Below are 16209 nucleotides of genomic sequence, written 5' to 3'. Positions count from 1 at the left end.
CGTCACCGTGTCCCGGTGGGCGATGCTGGAGCCCATGCGCAACGTCCACACCGGGCTCGCCCGGCTCCGTGACCGGGTACGGGAGCGGCTCCGGCTCTACGACGGCGGGCCGTGGCCCGTTCTCGCCCTGGCCGTGACGGTCGCGCTGGGGCTGGTCCAGAGCGTCGAGCTGCTCGCGCCGCTGTGCTGGCCCGCGCTGGTGCTGCTGGCGTACGCGGCCGGGCGGCGGATGCGGAGCCCGCTGCCCATGGTGTGGTTCTTCGCCGCCCTCGCCGTCGCCGGACTGCCGCTGTGCGCGGTGGTCGGGCGGGAGCTGTGGGCCTGGCCCACCCTGCTGCTGACCGCGCTGCTGGCCATGGGGCTGCCGTGGCTCGTGGGGCGTTACCTCCGCCAGCGCGCCGAGCTGGCCGCCGCGGGCTGGCGCATCGCGGACCGGCTGGAGCGCGAGCAGCGGGCCGTCGCGGACCGCGCCCGTATCCGCGAGCGCGCCCGTATCGCGGGCGACATGCACGACTCTCTCGGCCACGAGCTGGCGCTGCTGGCCGTACGGGCCGGGGCGCTGGAGCTCGACCCCGCGCTCGACACGCGGCAGCGGACGGCCGCGGGTGAGCTCCGGGAGAGCGCCGCCACGGCCACGGAGCGGCTGCGGGAGATCATCGGCGTGCTCCGCACCGACGACGAACCGCCGCCGGTCGCTCCCGCGGAGGAGACCGTCGAGGAACTGGTCGAGCGGGCCGTGGCGTCGGGGGTCGCGGTCGTCCTGGAGCGTGAGGGCGAGGCGGGCCGGCTGCCGCCGATGGTCGGGCACGCCGTGCACCGCGTGGTGCAGGAGGGCGTGACGAACGCCGCGAAGCACGCGCCCGGCGCCGAGGTCCACGTCCGGCTCGCGCGCGAGGACGGCACGGTCGAGGTCACGGTCCGCAACGGGCCCGTCCCGCACGGGGCCCGGCCGCCGGGCCTCGCCTCGGGCGGCACGGGACTCGTGGGCCTGGACGAACGCGTCCGGCTCACCGGCGGAACGCTGCGCACCGGCGCGACGCCCGACGGCGGCTTCGAACTCGCCGCCCGGCTCCCCGCGCACGGCGCGGTGCCGCGTGCGGCGGGTACGGAGCGGGACACGGCCTCGGCCCGCGAACTCGCGCACGCTCGGCGCCAGGTGCGGCGCCGGCTCCGCCAGACCGTGCTGGTCCCGTTGGCGGCGCTCGCCGCGATCCTGGTGCTGATGCTGCCGGTCAGCCTGGTGAGTTCGGCACTGTCCGTGCTGGACCGTGCGGACTACGACCGCCTGAAGCCCGGCATGTCCCGGGCCGAGGTCGAGAAGCTGCTGCCCCCCTTCACCCGCGACGGACCCCCCGACGGCGCCCCCCGGCCCCCTCGCGGCCAGTCCTGCGCGTACTACAGCCCCTCCTTCAACTCCTCCTCCGCGTACCGCCTCTGCTTCGCAGCTGACCGTCTCATCTCCAAGGCCCGCTACGACTGACGGCCCCCTCACTTCTCCCTCCGCCCCTGCTGAGCTTGGGAGCTCTGCGCTTCTCCCTCCGCTGTGCTTGGGAAGTCTGCGCTGGGGGTCCCCCCTGCTCGAAGAGCTTGGGGGAGCAGGGTTGGCAAGCGCAGCCCCCCACGCCGGGTGCCCCCCGTACAAGAGCCGCGCCCGGGGAGCCCCGGGCTGTGCTTCGCGGGGCGCGCCCGCGTCGTGGCTGGGCGCGCAGTTCCCCGCGCCCCTAGTTGTCGACCCCCGTCGCAGGGGGTGCCCCCTGCATCTGAGGGGGTCTTGTCAGGGGCATGGTGGGGGCATAGCTTCGCGCTGACGCCGTCGCGACGCGTATCCGTGCCGTCGCCCCCACCGGCCGGAGTCGCCCATGACCGTCTCCCTCCCGCGAACGCGTACGCGTACGTCGGAAGCGCCCGTTCTGGTCGGCCGGGCGGAGGAGTTGCGTGTGCTGGTGGGGGCGATGGCGGGGCCGCCGTCCGTCGCGCTGGTGGAGGGGGAGCCCGGGATCGGGAAGACGCGGCTGATCCGGGAGGCGGTGCGGGATCCCTCCGTACGGGGGCGGCGGGTGCTGCCGGGCAGTTGCCGCCCGTTGCGCGAACCCTTTCCGTACGGCCCCGTGCTCGACCTGCTGCGGTACTCGGCCGGCGGGCTGCCCGCCGCGCTCAGTCCGGTGTGCGGGGCGCTGCGCCCGTACCTGCCGGAGATCGCCGACCGGCTGCCGCCCGCGCCGGAGCCGCTGCCGGATCCACGCGCGGCGCGGCACCGGCTGTTCCGTGCCGTACGGGCGGTGCTCGACGCGCTGGGCGGCGCCGTGATGGTGGTGGAGGACCTGCACTGGGTGGACGACGGCACGCGGGACCTGCTGCGGTTCCTGGTGGACGATCCGCCGGACGGGCTGTCGGTGGTGCTCAGTTACCGCCGCGAGGAGCTGCCGGGGCCGGGCCCGGGGCTGCCGTTCGGGCGCGCGTACCGCCGTCCGCCCGGGACGGCGGCCGTCACGCTGCCGCTGCGGGCCCTGGACGCCGAGGGCGTACGGGAGTTGTTCGGGGCCCTCACCGACGCCCCCGCCGTACCCGCCGGATTCGCGGAGGAGCTGCACCGGCGGACGGCGGGGATCCCGTTCGTCGTCGAGGAGGTCGTCCGCGCGCTGCCCCGTGACGTACGGCTCGATGACGTACGGCTCGGGCGGGAGGCGCTGGAGACGATGGCGGTGCCCGCACCGCTGTGCGAGGCGATCGCCGACCGGATGAGGGCGCTCTCGCCCCCGGCCGTCGCCACCGTGCACGCCGCGAGCGTGCTCGGTGTCCCCGCGGGCGAGGCGCTCCTCGCCGCCGTCGCAAGCGCGGGGAACCCGGAGTCCCCCGTACGGGAGGCGCTGCTCGCGGGGGTGCTGCACGAGTGGGGCGACGACCGCTACGGCTTCCGGCACGTCCTCGCGCAGCAGGCCGTGTACGCCGCGCTGCCAGGACCCGACCGGCACCGGCTGCACCGCGCGGCGATGCGCGCCCTGGCGGAGCAGCACCCGCAGCCGCTGGTGCAGCTCGCGTACCACGCGCGCCGCGCGGGCGAGTTCGCACGCTGGCGGGCGTACGGGGAGGCGGCGGCGTCCTCCGCACGCGAGATGTGCGACCTCGCGAACGCCGTCGGCATGCTGGAGGAGCTGCTGTCCGACGGCCGTCTCGGCCCCCAGGAGTGCGCCCGTATCGCGGTCGAGCTGAGCCGGGACGCGGTCGTCGGGCTCACCCACCGCCGGGCGACGGGGCTGCTGCGCGGCATCGTGCGCGACAGCCGCCTGCCCCGGGGCGTACGCGGCGAGATCCGCCTCAACCTGGGCCTGCTGCTCTACAACCAGGCCGGGCGGTACGAGGAGGGCCGCGCCGCCACCGAACGCGCCGTCGGAGAGCTGGGCGACCGTCCGGCCCTCGCCGCGCGCGGCATGGCCGCGCTGGCCATGCCCGCCTGGGGCGACCACCCGTACCCCGTCTACGCGCGCTGGATCGAGCGGGCCGAGGAGCTGGCGGCGCGGGAGCCGGAGCCGTCGGTGGCCACGGCGGTACGCGCCAACCGGCTGGCCCTGGCCATGTACGGCGGCGACCCGGAGGTCTGGGGCCCCGCCGAACGGTTCCTCGGCGCCGCCGGACCCGGCACCGACCGCCGCCAGACGGCCCGCGCCTGCGGCAACTTCGCGGACGCCGCCACCTGCGTCGGCCACTACGGCGCCGCGCACCGCTTCCGCCGCGAGGGGCGGCGGCTGGCGGCCGAGTGCGGAGCGGCGTTCTTCGGCGGCATCGTGGAGGGCACCGCGCTCCGCCTCGACTGGTACGAGGGCCGCTGGCAGGGCCTCGCCGAACGGGCCCGGCACACCCTCGACCGGGTACGGGACGTCTCCGGCATCGCCGCCGACGCGCACCTCGTCCTCGGCCTGCTCGCCTGCACGCGCGGCGAGTGGGACGAGGCCGCCGCCGAACTGCGCGCCGCCGGTCTCGCCGACCCCGCGAACGCGCCCGCGCCGATACTGGCCACCGCCTCCGGCGCCATGGCCCGCCTGCTCCAGGCCCGCGGCGAGCCGGACGCGGCGCGTGCGGAGGCCGGGCGCGGCATCGCCAGGATCCGCCGCAAGGGCCTCTGGTCCTGGGCGGGCGACCTCGCGCCGCTCGCGGTGACGGTCCTGGTGCGCGGCGGACGCCTGCCGGACGCGGAACGGATCACCACCGAACTCGCCGAGGGCATCGAGGGCCTGGACGCGCCCCTGGCCTCGGCGGCGCTACGGGCCTGCCGCGGCGCCCTGGCGGCGGGCGACGGCCGTACCGGCGAGGCCGCCGCGCTCTTCGACACGGCCCGTACGGCGTACGCGGCGCTGCCCCACCCCTACGCGGCGGCGCGCGCCGGAGAGGCCGCGGCACGCTGCCGCCTGGGTACGGACGAGGAGGCCACCCCTCAACTCCTCACTTCTGCCGAGGAGTTCGAGGCCCTGGGCGCGACCCGCGACGCCGCGCGCTGCCGCCGCGTGCTGCGCGGCAACGACGTCGTCCTGCCGTCCCGGCGCGGGCGCCGCGGCTACGGCGACCAGCTCTCACCCCGCGAGCGGGACGTCGCGCGGCTGGTCGCGCTCGGCCACACCAACCGGGAGATCGCCGACGTGCTGTTCCTCTCCCCGCGCACGGTCGAGCACCATGTCGCCAAGGTGCTGCGCAAGCTGAACCTGGGCTCGCGGGCCGAGGTCGCCGCCACCGCGCTCTGATACCTACCGAATCCCGCATTGTTTCCGCGCCCTCTTCTGCCAACTGTAGGAGCGAACCGCGCCGTTGGCCCATACCAACGGCGTCCCCCACAGCAGGAGGAGAGGCATGCGAGGAAGACTGCTCCTCAGATCCGTCCTGGTGGCCGTACTGGCCGTGATCGCCGGAATGCTGGCCACCGGCGCCCAGGCCGCACCCCCGCCCCAAGACCAGGCCCAGACTCAGCTCAAGGGCGAGGGCATCACGGCCGCCGAGTTCAAGGAGATGACGACCCCCAAGACCATTCTCGCGGCGGCCAAGCTCCAGCAGGCGATGGAGCCCCCGCCGGGCGGCTGGGACGTGCCCAGCGACCGCGCCTACCACCTCGACGCGTCCTGCCAGGGGCAGGGCGGTGTCATCGGCCAGGGCGCGGCGGCCTGGAAGGGCCTGAACGAGACCTCGGGCGAGGACACGCCCGTGGAGTGCCGCAACAGTTACATCACCGACTGTGGCGGTGGCGGCAACATCGTGGGCTGCAACTGGGGTCAGGGGCAGCGCATCGCCCTCTACCTCGGCGGCGTCGGCGACCAGGCCCTGCTCGCCGCGCACGAGTTCGGCCACGACTGGTACGGCCACTCCAGCTACCAGTGCGCGGGCTGGGGCAGCCCGGAGGAAGTAATGGCCCCGTCCATATGCACGCTGAACAAGAAGAAAGAGCGCATCGACTGAGCCCGAACGTTCCCCGCGCCCCGTCAGGGGCGCGGGGACGCCGGTCCCCAGACGTCGGGGCTTGCCCCTTCTCCCTCAGGGGCGCGGGGAACTGCGCGACAAGCCACGACGCACTCGCAGTCCGCGAAGCACAGCCCGGGGCAACCCGAACCCGGCCCCGTTGCGCGGGGCACCCGGCGAAGGGGGCTGCGCTTGCCAACCCTGCTCCCCCAAGCTCTTCGAGCAGGGGGGACCCCCAGCGCAGACTTCCCAAGCACAGCGAGGGAGAAGCCAAGGCCTGCCAAGCTCAGCGGGGCGGAGGGAGAAGCGAGGTGGCGGGGTCAGAAGAGGCTGAGGAGGGCTTCGGTGGGGTCGGCTGAGGGGGCGCCGGATTCGGGGCGGGACATTTCGAACCAGACCGTCTTCCCACGGGGCGTACGCCGACTCCCCCAGCCAGAGCTCAGCAGATCCACGAGCTGCAGACCACGCCCGCCCTCGTCAGTGTCGTGCGCCCGACGGCGCCGAGGCTGGACGGGCCCGGCGTCCCAGACCTCGCACACCAGCGTGCGGTCAAGGAGAAGGCGGAGCCGGATGTCGCCCTCCCCGTACCGCATCGCGTTCGTCACCAGCTCGCTCACCAGCAGCTCCGCCGTGTCGCCGAGCGCGTCGAGCTGCCATTCGGCGAGCTGTTCGCGGGTGAGTTCGCGGGCGCGGGAGACGGAGCGGGGCTCGGCGGGGAGCCACCAGTCGCCGACGTACGCCGGGTCGAGGCCGTGCACGCGCGCGACGAGGAGCGCGATGTCGTCCTCGCCGTGGTGCACGTTCAGCGTGCGCAGCACACGGTCGGCGGTGTCCTCCAGCGGCTCGCTCGCGTCGGTGAGCACCGAACGGAAGGCGTCGAGGCCCTCGTCGAGCGGGTGGTCGCGGGACTCGACGAGCCCGTCGGTGTAGAGCGCGAGCATCGCGCCGTCCGGCAGCTCGACCTCGATCTCCTCGAAGGGCTCGCCGCCGACGCCGAGGGGCACGCCCTTGGGGACCTCCAGGAGCAGCGCGGGCTCGCCGGGTTCGACGAGGACGGGCGGCAGATGGCCCGCGTTGGCGAAGGTGCAGCGGCGGGAGACCGGGTCGTAGACGGCGTAGATGCAGGTGGCGAGGTAGACCTCGGACAGGTCCGTCTCGGCGGCGCCGGCCCGCTGGGAGCGGGAGCGCTGCGAGCGCGGGGTGCCGCCGAGGCCGCGGGCGATCTCGTCGAGGGCGCCGAGGACTTCGGCGGGCTCCATGTCGGTGAGGGCCAGGGTGCGCACGGCGCTGCGGAGTTCGCCCATGGCGACGGCGGAGCGCAGGCCGCGGCCCATCACGTCGCCGATGACGATCGCGGTGCGGTGGCCGGGGAGTTCGATGACGTCGAACCAGTCGCCGCCGACCTCGGTGGCGGGGTTGCCCGGCAGGTAGCGGCAGGCGATGTCGAGCCCGGCGGCCTCGGGGTCGTCGGGCGGGAGGAGGCTGCGCTGGAGGATGAGGGCGCGCTCGTGCTCCCTGCGGTACAGGCGGGCGTTGTCGATGCAGACGGCGGCGCGCGCGGCCAGCTCGGCGGCGAGCGCGCCGTCCCTTTCCCCGAACGGTTCGCTGCCCTTCGCGCGGGAGAACTGGACGAGGCCCAGCACCCGGTCCCTGGCCACCATCGGCACGGCCAGCGTGGACTGCACGACGGCGCCGAACTGGGCCGGGACCCCGCCGTCCTGTCCGGGGATGTTCTGCACGCGGCCGGTGCGCAGCGCGGCGGCGAAGGGCGAGCTGTCCGCGTAGCAGTGCGTCGAGCCGACCGTCACGGGCCCGGTGCCGCCCTGTTCGCCCGCGGCGCTCTGCGCGGCGGGGGACGAGGCGGGGGCGGGGGCGGGCGCGAAGGGGCCGTCGGAGACGGCGCTCGCGTAGGCGACGCGACGCAGCTCCCCGTGGGGCGCGGCGACCGGCCCGCCCCGTCCGCCGCCGGGCAGCCCGGGGCCTACGGTGCGGGGTTCCTCGCCCGCGAGCACGTCCTCGTAGAGATCGACGGAGGCGAGGTCGCAGAACTGCGGCACGGCGACGCCGAGCAGCTCGCGCGCCGTGGTCTCCAGGTCCAGCGAGTTCCCGATGCGGGCGCCCGCGGCGTTGAGGAGGGCGAGGGCACGGCGAACGTCGTCCGGTTTTCCCGCAGCCTCCACTGGCATGTCACTCAACGCCGCCCCTTCCCATGCCCGGTGTGCCCCCGGTCCGAGCAGTGTGACAGCCCCGGAGGGCCTGTGACCTGCTCTTCCCGATCGCCGCATGTTTTTCTGCCGCGTACGGCAAAATGCGCGCTTCCCCCGACGTTCACGGGGGTCACCTCTCTCTCCTAACCAGCGAACGCGGTGTCGAACCCCTGCGGAATGTCCCCTCCTCAGCCGCTCTCACACCCCCCGTCACACAGGCCACCGCACGCCTCCCCACGCCACCCCGCCGCACCTCGCGCGACGACCCCGGCAACGCCGTTCAGGGCAGCGGGAGTTCGAACCAGACGGTCTTGCCCGTGTGCCCGTGCCGGGTGCCCCAGCGGCGGGCCTCGCGGGCGACGAGCTGGATTCCGCGTCCGCCCTCGTGCTCCTCGGTGACGACGCGCTCACGCGGCGGCTCGCGCAGCGGGTCGGACACCTCGACGGTCAGCTGGCCCTCGCGCACCATCCGGACGCCGATGGGCCCGTGCGCGTACCGCAGCGCGTTGGTGACCAGTTCGCTGACGAGCAGCACGGCGGTGTCCTCCAGCGCGTCGAGCCGCCACTCGCGCAGGGTGGCCCGTACGGCCTCGCGGGCCCGGCGCACGGCGTAGCGCTCGGTGGAGAACGACCAGGCCACGGCGGTGTCCCGGGGCAGCGGGCCCAGCTCGGCCATGAGCAGGGCCACGTCGTCCGCGGTGCCCGCGTGCTCGGTCACGGGGTTGTCGACGAGCGCGTCGCACTCCTCCTCCAGCGAGCCGAAGCCGCCGGAGCCGTCGTGGCTGAGCCGGGCGCAGAGCCGGTCGATGCCCTCGCTGATGTCCTCGTCCCGGTTCTCGACCAGCCCGTCGGTGTAGAGGACGAGGACGCTGTCCTCGGGCACGTCGACCTCGGCGGAGACGAAGTCGACGCCGCCGACGCCGAGCGGGGCGCCGGAGGGCAGGTCGATGGTGCGGGCGCTGGCCGTGCCGTCGGGCGCCCGGGTGACCAGCAGCGGGGGCATGTGCCCGGCGCGGGCGACGGTGAGCGTGCCGCTGCCGTCGCCGCCGCCCCCGCAGCTCGGCGCGGGCTCGTAGACGGCGTAGACGCAGGTGGCCATGAGCGGGTCCTCGAAGCCCTGTGCGAGGTCGTCGCCGAGGTCGCTGACGCGGGCGAGCAGCTCGGCGGGCGGCAGGTCGAGCCCGGCCAGCGTCCGTACGGCCGTACGGAGCCGTCCCATGGTCACGGCGGAGTGCAGCCCGTGCCCCATCACGTCCCCGACGACGAACGCGACCCGGCCGCCCGGCAGCGGGATCACGTCGAACCAGTCGCCGCCCGCCTCGTTCCCGCTGCTCGCCGGCACGTAGCGGGAGGCGACGCGGATGCCGGGCGGCTCGGTGAGGTGCTGGGGCAGCAGGCTGCGCTGCAGCATCAGGGCGCCCTCGCGCTCGCGGGCGTACAGCCGCGCGTTGTCCAGCGAGGTGCCCGCGCGGTCGGCCAGCTCCATGGCGAGCGCGAGGTCGTCGTGGTCGAGCGGCGTGCGCTCGCCGCACCGGGCGACGGCGAGCAGCCCGAGCACGATGCCCCGGGCCCGCAGCGGCACCGCCAGCAGCGACCGCATGTCCAGGTCGATCGCGGTCCTGAGGCGGGGGTCGTTGGCGCGGACGGAGGAGATGATCTCTTCCTGCGAGGTGACGAGGTGGGGCGTGCCGGAGTCCAGCGCCATGCCGAAGAGGGAGCCGGGCTCGTACGTGGTGGTGTGGCTGAGCGCGAACATCCGCTCGACGGCCTCCCCCTCGTACCGCGCGGCGATGCCGACCTGGTGCAGCGGCGTACCGGGCAGCGGGTCGTGCCCCGGCAGGTCGCCGCCGCGCAGCACCTGGCCGAGCAGCAGCACGCCGGAGTAGTCGGCGAAGCGGGGCACCAGCGCCGAGGCGAGCGCCTGGGAGATGGCGCGCACGTCGAGCAGGTCGCCGAGTGCGACGCCGACGTCGTCCAGCAGCGCGAGGCGCTCGCGCGCGGTCTCGACCTTCTTCAGCGCCTCCAGCCGCTCGGTGATGTCCATGATCGTGCAGCTCACGCCGAGCACCTGGCCGCCCCGGTCGGTGAGCCTGCCGAACGAGACGGAGCGCGCCCCCTCCCCGTCGGGCGCGGGCAGCACCATGTCCACGACGGAACGGCCGGTCTCCAGCACGACGGACTGGACCCGGGAGATCTCCTCGGACATCGAGGGCGGCAGCACGTCGAGCACGGTCTTGCCGAGCAGCTCCTCGGGGCTGGAGCCGTGCAGCCGCGCGAGGGCGTCGTTGATGCGGACGAAGCGGCGGTCGCTGTCGAAGAGGGCGATGCCCAGCGGGGAGTACGCGAAGAGCGCGTCCAGCGCGGCGAGGTCGTGCTCGACGGCGCGCAGCCTGCTGGTCTCCACGATGTTCGCGAGCACGAAGGGGTGCCGCTCGGTGTCCTCCAGCAGCGTCGCGCGCCCCTCGCACTCCACGAGGTGCCCCTCGCGGTGCCGGATGTGGAGGATGCCCCGCCAGTGGTGCCGCTCGCGCAGCTCGGCCCGGATCCGCCCGTCGGCGTCGCCGCCCTCGACGAGCTCCTGGATGGGGCTGCCCGTGATCTCCTCGGGGCTCCAGCCGAGGATCTCCTCCGTCATCGGGCTCCACAGGACGATGTCGCCCCGGCCGTCGAGCATGACGATGCCGATCCGCAGGGTGTCGAGGAGCGACTCGGGCCCCTCACCGGGCTCGCTGGCCTCACCGGCCTCACCGGCCTCGCCTGCTTCACCGGCTCCTGTGCTCGTCACGCTGCCCACGCCCCCAGCTCGCGTAGCGGTCTCACCGGGCTTTTCCGGGCAAGATGGACTAATTATCCCTCTTGGCGTGGTGCCGGACCCCGGTGATGAGGCGGTGGAGTGAGAGCGGGAGGGGCGGGGACGGTCAGTGCCGGTTCTCCATGCGCTCCACGACGTATCCGTCGGGCGCGCCGGGCTCCCTCTCCTTGCCGAGCCGTTCCGCGAGGTGCTGGGCCTCGGCCCGGGTGGCGTAGCTGCCGACGCGATAGCGGTTGCCGTTGCCGTCCTGGCGTATCAGGAGCCAGGGGAGCACCACGTTGCTGTCGCCGCTCACACTTCGCATATGCCGGAGCTTACGCCCGACCCTCACTCAGTGCATTCAACTTTGCACAATGGGCCAACATTTTCGGCCACACGTTCGCCCCCGGTGACCACGAGGGTCCCCGGGGGCGTGAGAGGTGCGTGCGAGGCGCGCGAGCGAACGTACGCCCGGCTACCCCACGGCGGCTCCCCGGCTACCTCACCGGCAGGTGGTACGAGACCCGGAACCGGTCCGCCGGGACCACCACGTCGGCCGTCTCCACGGCCCGGCCCCCCGCGAAATACGTCCGCGAGATCACCAGCACCGCGTGGCCCGGGACGCCGCCCAGGTCGACGGTCTCCTCGGCGCGGCCGGGGCGGGAGGTGACCTCCTCCGTCACGTTGTCCACCACCACGTCGATGGCCGCCATGCGCTCGACCACGCCGCGCCCGCCCAGCGGGCCCTCCTCGGGGAGCATCACCGGGGTGCGCCCGGTCAGCCGCAGCGGCTCCCAGGACGTCGAGAGCATCGCCGGATCGCCCTCCATCCGGAAGAGATACCGGGTGCGCATCACCCGCTCCCCCGACTCGATCCCGAGGCGCTCGGCGACCAGGGGCGAGGCGTCCTCCTGCCCGCTCCGCGACTCCCAGGTGCCCTTCACGCGCTCGTCGGACTGCTCCTGGCGGAACGGCGTCGAGTCGCCGATCGACCGGTATCCCGTCCGGGAGATGCGGCGCGGCACGGGCGCCTCGCGCACATACGTCCCCGAACCGGAACGCCCCTCGACGAGGCCCTCGGCCATCAGCACCTTGCGGGCCTCCAGCGCGACGGTGTCCGAGACCCCGTACTCCTCGCGGATGCGGGCCTGGGAGGGGAGACGGGCGTGCGGCGGCAGCGAGCCGTCAGCGATCTTCTTCCGCAGGTCTCCGGCGACGCGCAGATATGCGGGCTGCTCACCGAATGGCACGTGCGCCCTCCCCGTCCTTGCACTTCTCTCGGCAGGTTGACAGTGAGCAACAGCTTGGCAACTCAGGGTTGTTGGCCGCAACAAACGGCCAAAGTTTCACCCGATGTGATGAGTTGCTGCTCAGGGAGCGCACAAGCCTCACGCCAGGCGCACATCTGCCCCTGCCGAAACGATCCCGCTCCCCCCGGCGTCACGGTCCGTACCCGGACGGCTGACGCGCGCCCGTCACAGCCGCCAGCAGCTCCCCCACGGACCCCGCGAGCCGCCGCGGCGTGAAGGTCCCGGGGTGCTCCAGCAGCAGGCGCGCGAGATTCTCCGCGTTGTCCCGCACGAGGTGCGAGAGCAGCTCCGCGTCGAGGCCGGACGCACCGGCGCCGACGCGGGCCAGACGGTCCTTGACGACGGCGAGGACCTGCCCCCGCACGCGCTCGCGCCCCTCGCGGACCGCCTCGCGCACGCCCTCCGGCGCCCCCTCGATCGGGAGCAGGACGAGCCGGGAGATCTCCGGCTCGCGCGCGACGCTCTCCAGGTACGAGGTCAGCCCCGCGGCGAGCGCGGCACCGAGCCCGTCCGCGTCCCGCGCGGCGGCGAGGGCCCTCTCCACGCGCTCGCCCGTGACCTCCTGGGCGCGCCGCATCACCGCCCGCTGCAGCCGGGCCCGGGACTCGAAGATCGCGTAACTGACGGACTTGGCCACCCCGGCCTCGGCCGCGACGCGCTCCATCGTCATGCCCTGCCAGCCGTGCTCGGCGATCAGCCGCGCCGCGGCGTCGAGGATCTGGGCGCGCCGGACCTCGCGCGGCAGACGGGCGGCGTAACGGCGGCGCTCCGCGCCGGAGTTGTTCGGACTGGTCACGTCCCGATTGTACTCAAACGAATATTCCCACTGGTACATTCAGCCCATGGGCGGACTCAGGCTCAACTCCCTTTCCGGACGGCGGGTGTTCCTCACCGGCGCGGCCGGCGGCATCGGCCGGGCGACCGCCGAGCGGGCCGCGGCCGAGGGCGCCGTGCTGCTCCTGACCGACCGTGACGCCGAGGGGCTGGCGGCCACCGCCGCGGCGGTGCGCGAGCGCGGCGGGACCGTCGCGTTCACCGGGGCGGCCGACATCTCCTCGTACGAGGAGGTGCGGGCCATGGCCGAGGAGATCCACGGCGCGGGCGGCCCCGTCGACGTCGTGATGAACATCGCCGGGATCTCCACCTGGGGCACCGTCCAGACGCTGGAGCACCGGCACTGGCGGAAGGTCGTGGAGGTGGACCTCATGGGCCCCGTCCACGTCATCGAGTCCTTCCTGCCCGCGATGACCGAGGCGCGCCGCGGCGGCCACCTGGTCAACGTCTCCTCGGCGGCGGGGCTGCTCGGGCTGCCGTGGCACGCGCCGTACAGCGCCGCCAAGTTCGGCCTGCGCGGGATCTCCGAGGTGCTCAGGTTCGACCTGCGCCGCCACCGGATCGGGGTGACCCTCGTCTGCCCTGGGGCCGTCGCCACGCCGCTCGCGGAGACCGTCGAGATCGTCGGCGTGGACCGGGACAGCGCGGCGATGCGGCGGCTGCGGGCCCGCTTCCTGGCACGGGCCGCCGCGCCCGAGGAGGTGGCGGCCGCGATCATCGACGGGGTGCGCCGCGGCCGCTACCTCGTGCACACCTCACGGGGCGTCCGCCTGCTCCACGGCCTGCAGCGCTACGCGCCCCCGCTGTACGTCCTCGCCATGCGGATCGCGAGCGCAGCCGTCGAACGACTGCTCGGCCCGGAAGCGCGTCGCGCTTCCCCTCCCGAGGGAGACCGCAACCACGGCCCCGCACACCGCCACGGAGGCCCGCGATGACCGGCCCGAAGCACCAGGCCGCCCCGGAGATCCGCGGGCCCCGCATCGCAATGCTGCAGCGCCACGCGCCCCCGCCGTACGTCCTCACCATGCGGACCGCAAGCACGGCCGTCGAACGACTGCTCGGCGCGGAGGCGCGCCGCGCTTCTCCCCGCGAGGGAAACCGCGACCACGGAGGCGCCCGATGACCCGTACGCCGCGCGAGGTCCCCGGCGTCGACGGGCCCCGCATCGCGCCGGGCTCCCGGCGCGAGGTCGGTGTCCCCGTCTGGCTGCTGAGCCGGGCCGCCGGGCTCGTCGCGGGCACCCGGCCGCCCGCGCTCTTCCTGGTCCTGGGCCGTCACCGGCGCCTGTTCCGTGGCTGGCTGCGGTTCGCCGGGCGGCTGATGCCCGGCGGGACGCTGCCGCGTCGGGAGAGCGAGCTGATCATTCTGCGCACGGCCCATCTGCGCGCCTGCGCCTACGAGTTCGAGCACCACCGGCGCCTCGGCCGCCGCGCGGGCGTGACCCGCAACGACCTCGACCGCGTCGTCGTCGGGCCCGCGGCGCCGTCCTGGACCCCGCGCGAGCGGGCGCTCCTCGCGGCGACCGACATGCTGCACGAGCGCCAGGACCTCGACGACGCCGCCTGGGCCCGGCTGCGGGAGCACCTCGACGAGCCCGCGGCGATCGAGTTCCTGCTGCTCGTCGGGCACTACCAGATGCTCGCGACCACCCTCACCACGCTCCGCCTCGAACCCGACGTCACGCTCCGGGGGCGGGATCTCCGTCCGTGGCGCGCATCGCGAAGAGCATGAGCGTCGCGCTGACGCGGACCGCGCCCTCGGTTCCCGGAGGCAGCGCACGCGCGTGGATCTCGGTCCCCAGGTCCACGGCCCGCTGCCGGATCTCCTCCCACGCCTCGGGGGCGACCCACACCTCGGCGTCCGTCATCTCGCCCCGTACGCCGGTGTCGCGCTGGACCGTACGGCGGCGGAGCTCGTCGGCGAGGGCCGCCGCCAGGACCGCGTACTCCTCCGCGCTGCCCTCGCCGAGCCGGTCGCCGCTCTCGGGGTCGTGCCGGTACCGCTTCGCCGTACCGCCCCGGACCGTGACCTCGCCGACGGCGTCCACGAGTCCGGCCGCGTGCAGCCTGCGCAGGTGGTAGCTGACGTTCGCCTGGGACTGGCCGAGGGCGCGGGCGGCCTCCGCGGCGCTGTACGCCTGGCCGGTCAGCAGGGACAGGAGTCGCAGCCGCAGCGGGTGCGCGAGCACCCGCAGGCCGCCGATCTCCTCGCGGGACGGGGCGGAGTCGGACACGCGCCCAGTCTGCCTCACGCGACCGGAACCCTCTGCTCCCCGCCCGTTCGGGAGCCGTCCTCCCCCTGTGCGCCCCGCACCGTCAGCCCCCGTACCTCCCGGCTGCACAGCGCCCCGACGGTGACCAGCGTGACGAGCGCGACCCCGGCCAGCAGCGTCGGCCGTACGCCGAACCGCTCCGCGAGCGGGCCCGCCGCCATCTCGCCGACGGGCAGCGCGAGGGTCGAGCCGAGCGCGTCGTAGGAGTAGACGCGGGCCAGCTTCTCCTGGGGGACGTTCTCCTGGAGCGAGAGGTCCCAGGCGACGCCGAACTGCTCGATGGCGACGCCGTTCACGAACATCGCGACCAGCAGCAGCACCAGCGTCGCCGACTCCGCCAGCGCGAGCAGCGGCAGCGCGTCCAGCGCGACGACGGCGACGCCGATCCGCAGCGCGTGCCGCGAGCGCGAGCGCGCCACCAGGAAGCCGCCCGCGAGCGCGCCCGCCATCTGCGTCGCCAGCACGAACCCCCACGCCGTACGCCCGAACGTGCCGTCCGCGACCGTCGGGCCCAGCACCTGGATGCCGCCCGCCGCCACCGCGTTCACCACGAAGAACTGGAGCACCACCACCCACACCCACGTACGGGAGACGAACTCCCGCCATCCCTCGCGCAGTTCGCGCAGCGGACGCGCCCGCTCCGCCGGGGCGGCCGCGAGGGCGAGGGCGAGGGCGCCCAGGCTGCGGCCCGCGAGCCCGTACGCGACCGCGGCCCCGAGGAACGCGGCGCCGTTGAGCGTCATCCCCCACCCCGGCCCCGCGAGCGCGGCGAGCATGCCGCCGAGCGAGGTCCCGGCGATCATGCCGGTGTTCACGCCCATCCGCGCGTACGCGTTCGCCGGGCGCAGCTCCTCGGGCGGCACGGTCAGCGGCAGCAGCGCCGCCGAGGCCGGTACGGAGACGGCCGCCACCGCGCCCTGCACGACGCTGAGCACGAGCAGCACGCCGAGCGACGCGTGGTCCGCGAGGACGACGACGCCCACCGCGCACTGCGTCAGCGCGGCGGCGAGCGCGGCCCCCTGCAGCACGAGCGCGCGCGGCAGCCGGTCGGCGAGCAGGCCGCCGAAGAGCAGCAGCGCCACGTTGCTCACCGAACGGGCGCCGACCACCACGCCCACGTCCACCGCCGAGCCGCCGAGGTCGAGCACGGCGAAGGCGAGCACCACGGGTGCCATCGCGTTCCCGAAGAAGGTCAGTGCGCGTCCCAGCGCGAGCCGCCGGAATGCCGGTCGGCGCAGTGTCGTCGTCTCCACGCGAGGAGTGTGCGCCGGGGGACGCCCTACTGTCAAACACTTCTTTGGGGGTCGTTGACGCTTGCGCTCAACCACGGTTGAACGGCGAGGCTGCGCACACCCG

The 16209-nt window shown here is 74.6% G+C and carries 13 protein-coding genes; 6 read left to right on the top strand and 7 right to left on the bottom strand.

The window, feature by feature from the left end; all coding sequences use genetic code 11:
• Positions 1–34: 34 nt before the first annotated feature.
• From ACGF3A_RS03835 to ACGF3A_RS03825, 3 genes are all read left to right on the top strand, one after another.
• Complete coding sequence (locus ACGF3A_RS03835; protein ID WP_393725442.1) at positions 35–1480, top strand: histidine kinase; 1446 nt, start codon at positions 35–37, stop codon at positions 1478–1480.
• Between the two features lie 379 nt (positions 1481–1859).
• Positions 1860–4733 (top strand): ATP-binding protein, encoded by a 2874-nt coding sequence (locus ACGF3A_RS03830; protein ID WP_393725440.1) that lies wholly within the window; start codon positions 1860–1862, stop codon positions 4731–4733.
• Positions 4734–4839: 106 nt separating this feature from the next.
• A complete protein-coding gene (locus tag ACGF3A_RS03825) occupies positions 4840–5439 on the top strand; it encodes a hypothetical protein (protein WP_393725438.1) in 600 nt (199 codons plus the stop codon).
• A 320-nt stretch (positions 5440–5759) separates the two neighbouring features.
• Here ACGF3A_RS03825 and ACGF3A_RS03820 read toward each other — a convergent pair whose 3' ends face one another.
• The 5 genes from ACGF3A_RS03820 to ACGF3A_RS03800 all read right to left on the bottom strand — a co-directional run bounded on the left by ACGF3A_RS03820 (position 5760) and on the right by ACGF3A_RS03800 (position 12543).
• On the bottom strand, positions 5760–7634 hold the full coding sequence (locus ACGF3A_RS03820; protein ID WP_393725436.1) for a SpoIIE family protein phosphatase: 1875 nt from the start codon (positions 7632–7634) through the stop codon (positions 5760–5762).
• Between the two features lie 292 nt (positions 7635–7926).
• Positions 7927–10431 carry a SpoIIE family protein phosphatase gene (locus tag ACGF3A_RS03815; RefSeq protein WP_393725434.1) on the bottom strand — a complete coding sequence of 835 codons (2505 nt, stop codon included), beginning with the start codon at positions 10429–10431 and terminating at the stop codon, positions 7927–7929.
• 133 nt (positions 10432–10564) lie between these two features.
• Positions 10565–10762 (bottom strand): SPOR domain-containing protein, encoded by a 198-nt coding sequence (locus ACGF3A_RS03810; RefSeq protein ID WP_393725432.1) that lies wholly within the window; start codon positions 10760–10762, stop codon positions 10565–10567.
• 172 nt (positions 10763–10934) lie between these two features.
• Positions 10935–11687, bottom strand: a complete 753-nt coding sequence (locus ACGF3A_RS03805; protein WP_393725430.1) for a GntR family transcriptional regulator — start codon at positions 11685–11687, stop codon at positions 10935–10937.
• A gap of 190 nt (positions 11688–11877) precedes the next feature.
• Positions 11878–12543 (bottom strand): TetR/AcrR family transcriptional regulator, encoded by a 666-nt coding sequence (locus tag ACGF3A_RS03800; protein ID WP_393725428.1) that lies wholly within the window; start codon positions 12541–12543, stop codon positions 11878–11880.
• 46 nt (positions 12544–12589) lie between these two features.
• Between ACGF3A_RS03800 and ACGF3A_RS03795 the strand changes: the two genes are divergently transcribed.
• From ACGF3A_RS03795 to ACGF3A_RS03785, 3 genes are read left to right on the top strand one after another with little or no spacing between them, the layout of a single operon-like run.
• Complete coding sequence (locus ACGF3A_RS03795; protein WP_393725426.1) at positions 12590–13516, top strand: SDR family oxidoreductase; 927 nt, start codon at positions 12590–12592, stop codon at positions 13514–13516.
• On the top strand, positions 13513–13704 hold the full coding sequence (locus tag ACGF3A_RS03790) for a hypothetical protein (RefSeq protein ID WP_393725424.1): 192 nt from the start codon (positions 13513–13515) through the stop codon (positions 13702–13704). The genes ACGF3A_RS03795 and ACGF3A_RS03790 overlap by 4 nt, the downstream gene beginning before the upstream one ends.
• The gene (locus ACGF3A_RS03785) at positions 13701–14312 is read left to right on the top strand and encodes a carboxymuconolactone decarboxylase family protein (RefSeq protein ID WP_393725422.1); all 612 of its coding nucleotides are present in this window, start codon (positions 13701–13703) and stop codon (positions 14310–14312) included. Before ACGF3A_RS03790 ends, ACGF3A_RS03785 begins: the two co-directional genes overlap by 4 nt.
• On the opposite strand, the gene ACGF3A_RS03780 is transcribed toward ACGF3A_RS03785, so the two are convergent.
• A complete protein-coding gene (locus tag ACGF3A_RS03780) occupies positions 14260–14814 on the bottom strand; it encodes a helix-turn-helix domain-containing protein (protein WP_393725420.1) in 555 nt (184 codons plus the stop codon). The two genes, ACGF3A_RS03785 and ACGF3A_RS03780, sit on opposite strands and share 53 nt — an antisense overlap.
• A gap of 14 nt (positions 14815–14828) precedes the next feature.
• Positions 14829–16106, bottom strand: coding sequence for an MFS transporter (locus ACGF3A_RS03775; RefSeq protein WP_393725418.1), 1278 nt, complete (start codon positions 16104–16106; stop codon positions 14829–14831).
• Positions 16107–16209 lie beyond the last annotated feature (103 nt).

This window comes from Streptomyces sp. NPDC048172 (genome assembly GCF_043202595.1).
Lineage (GTDB): Bacteria > Actinomycetota > Actinomycetes > Streptomycetales > Streptomycetaceae > Streptomyces.
The sequence above is the reverse complement of the archived record's forward strand: the minus strand, read 5'-3'. Positions and strand labels throughout refer to the sequence as shown.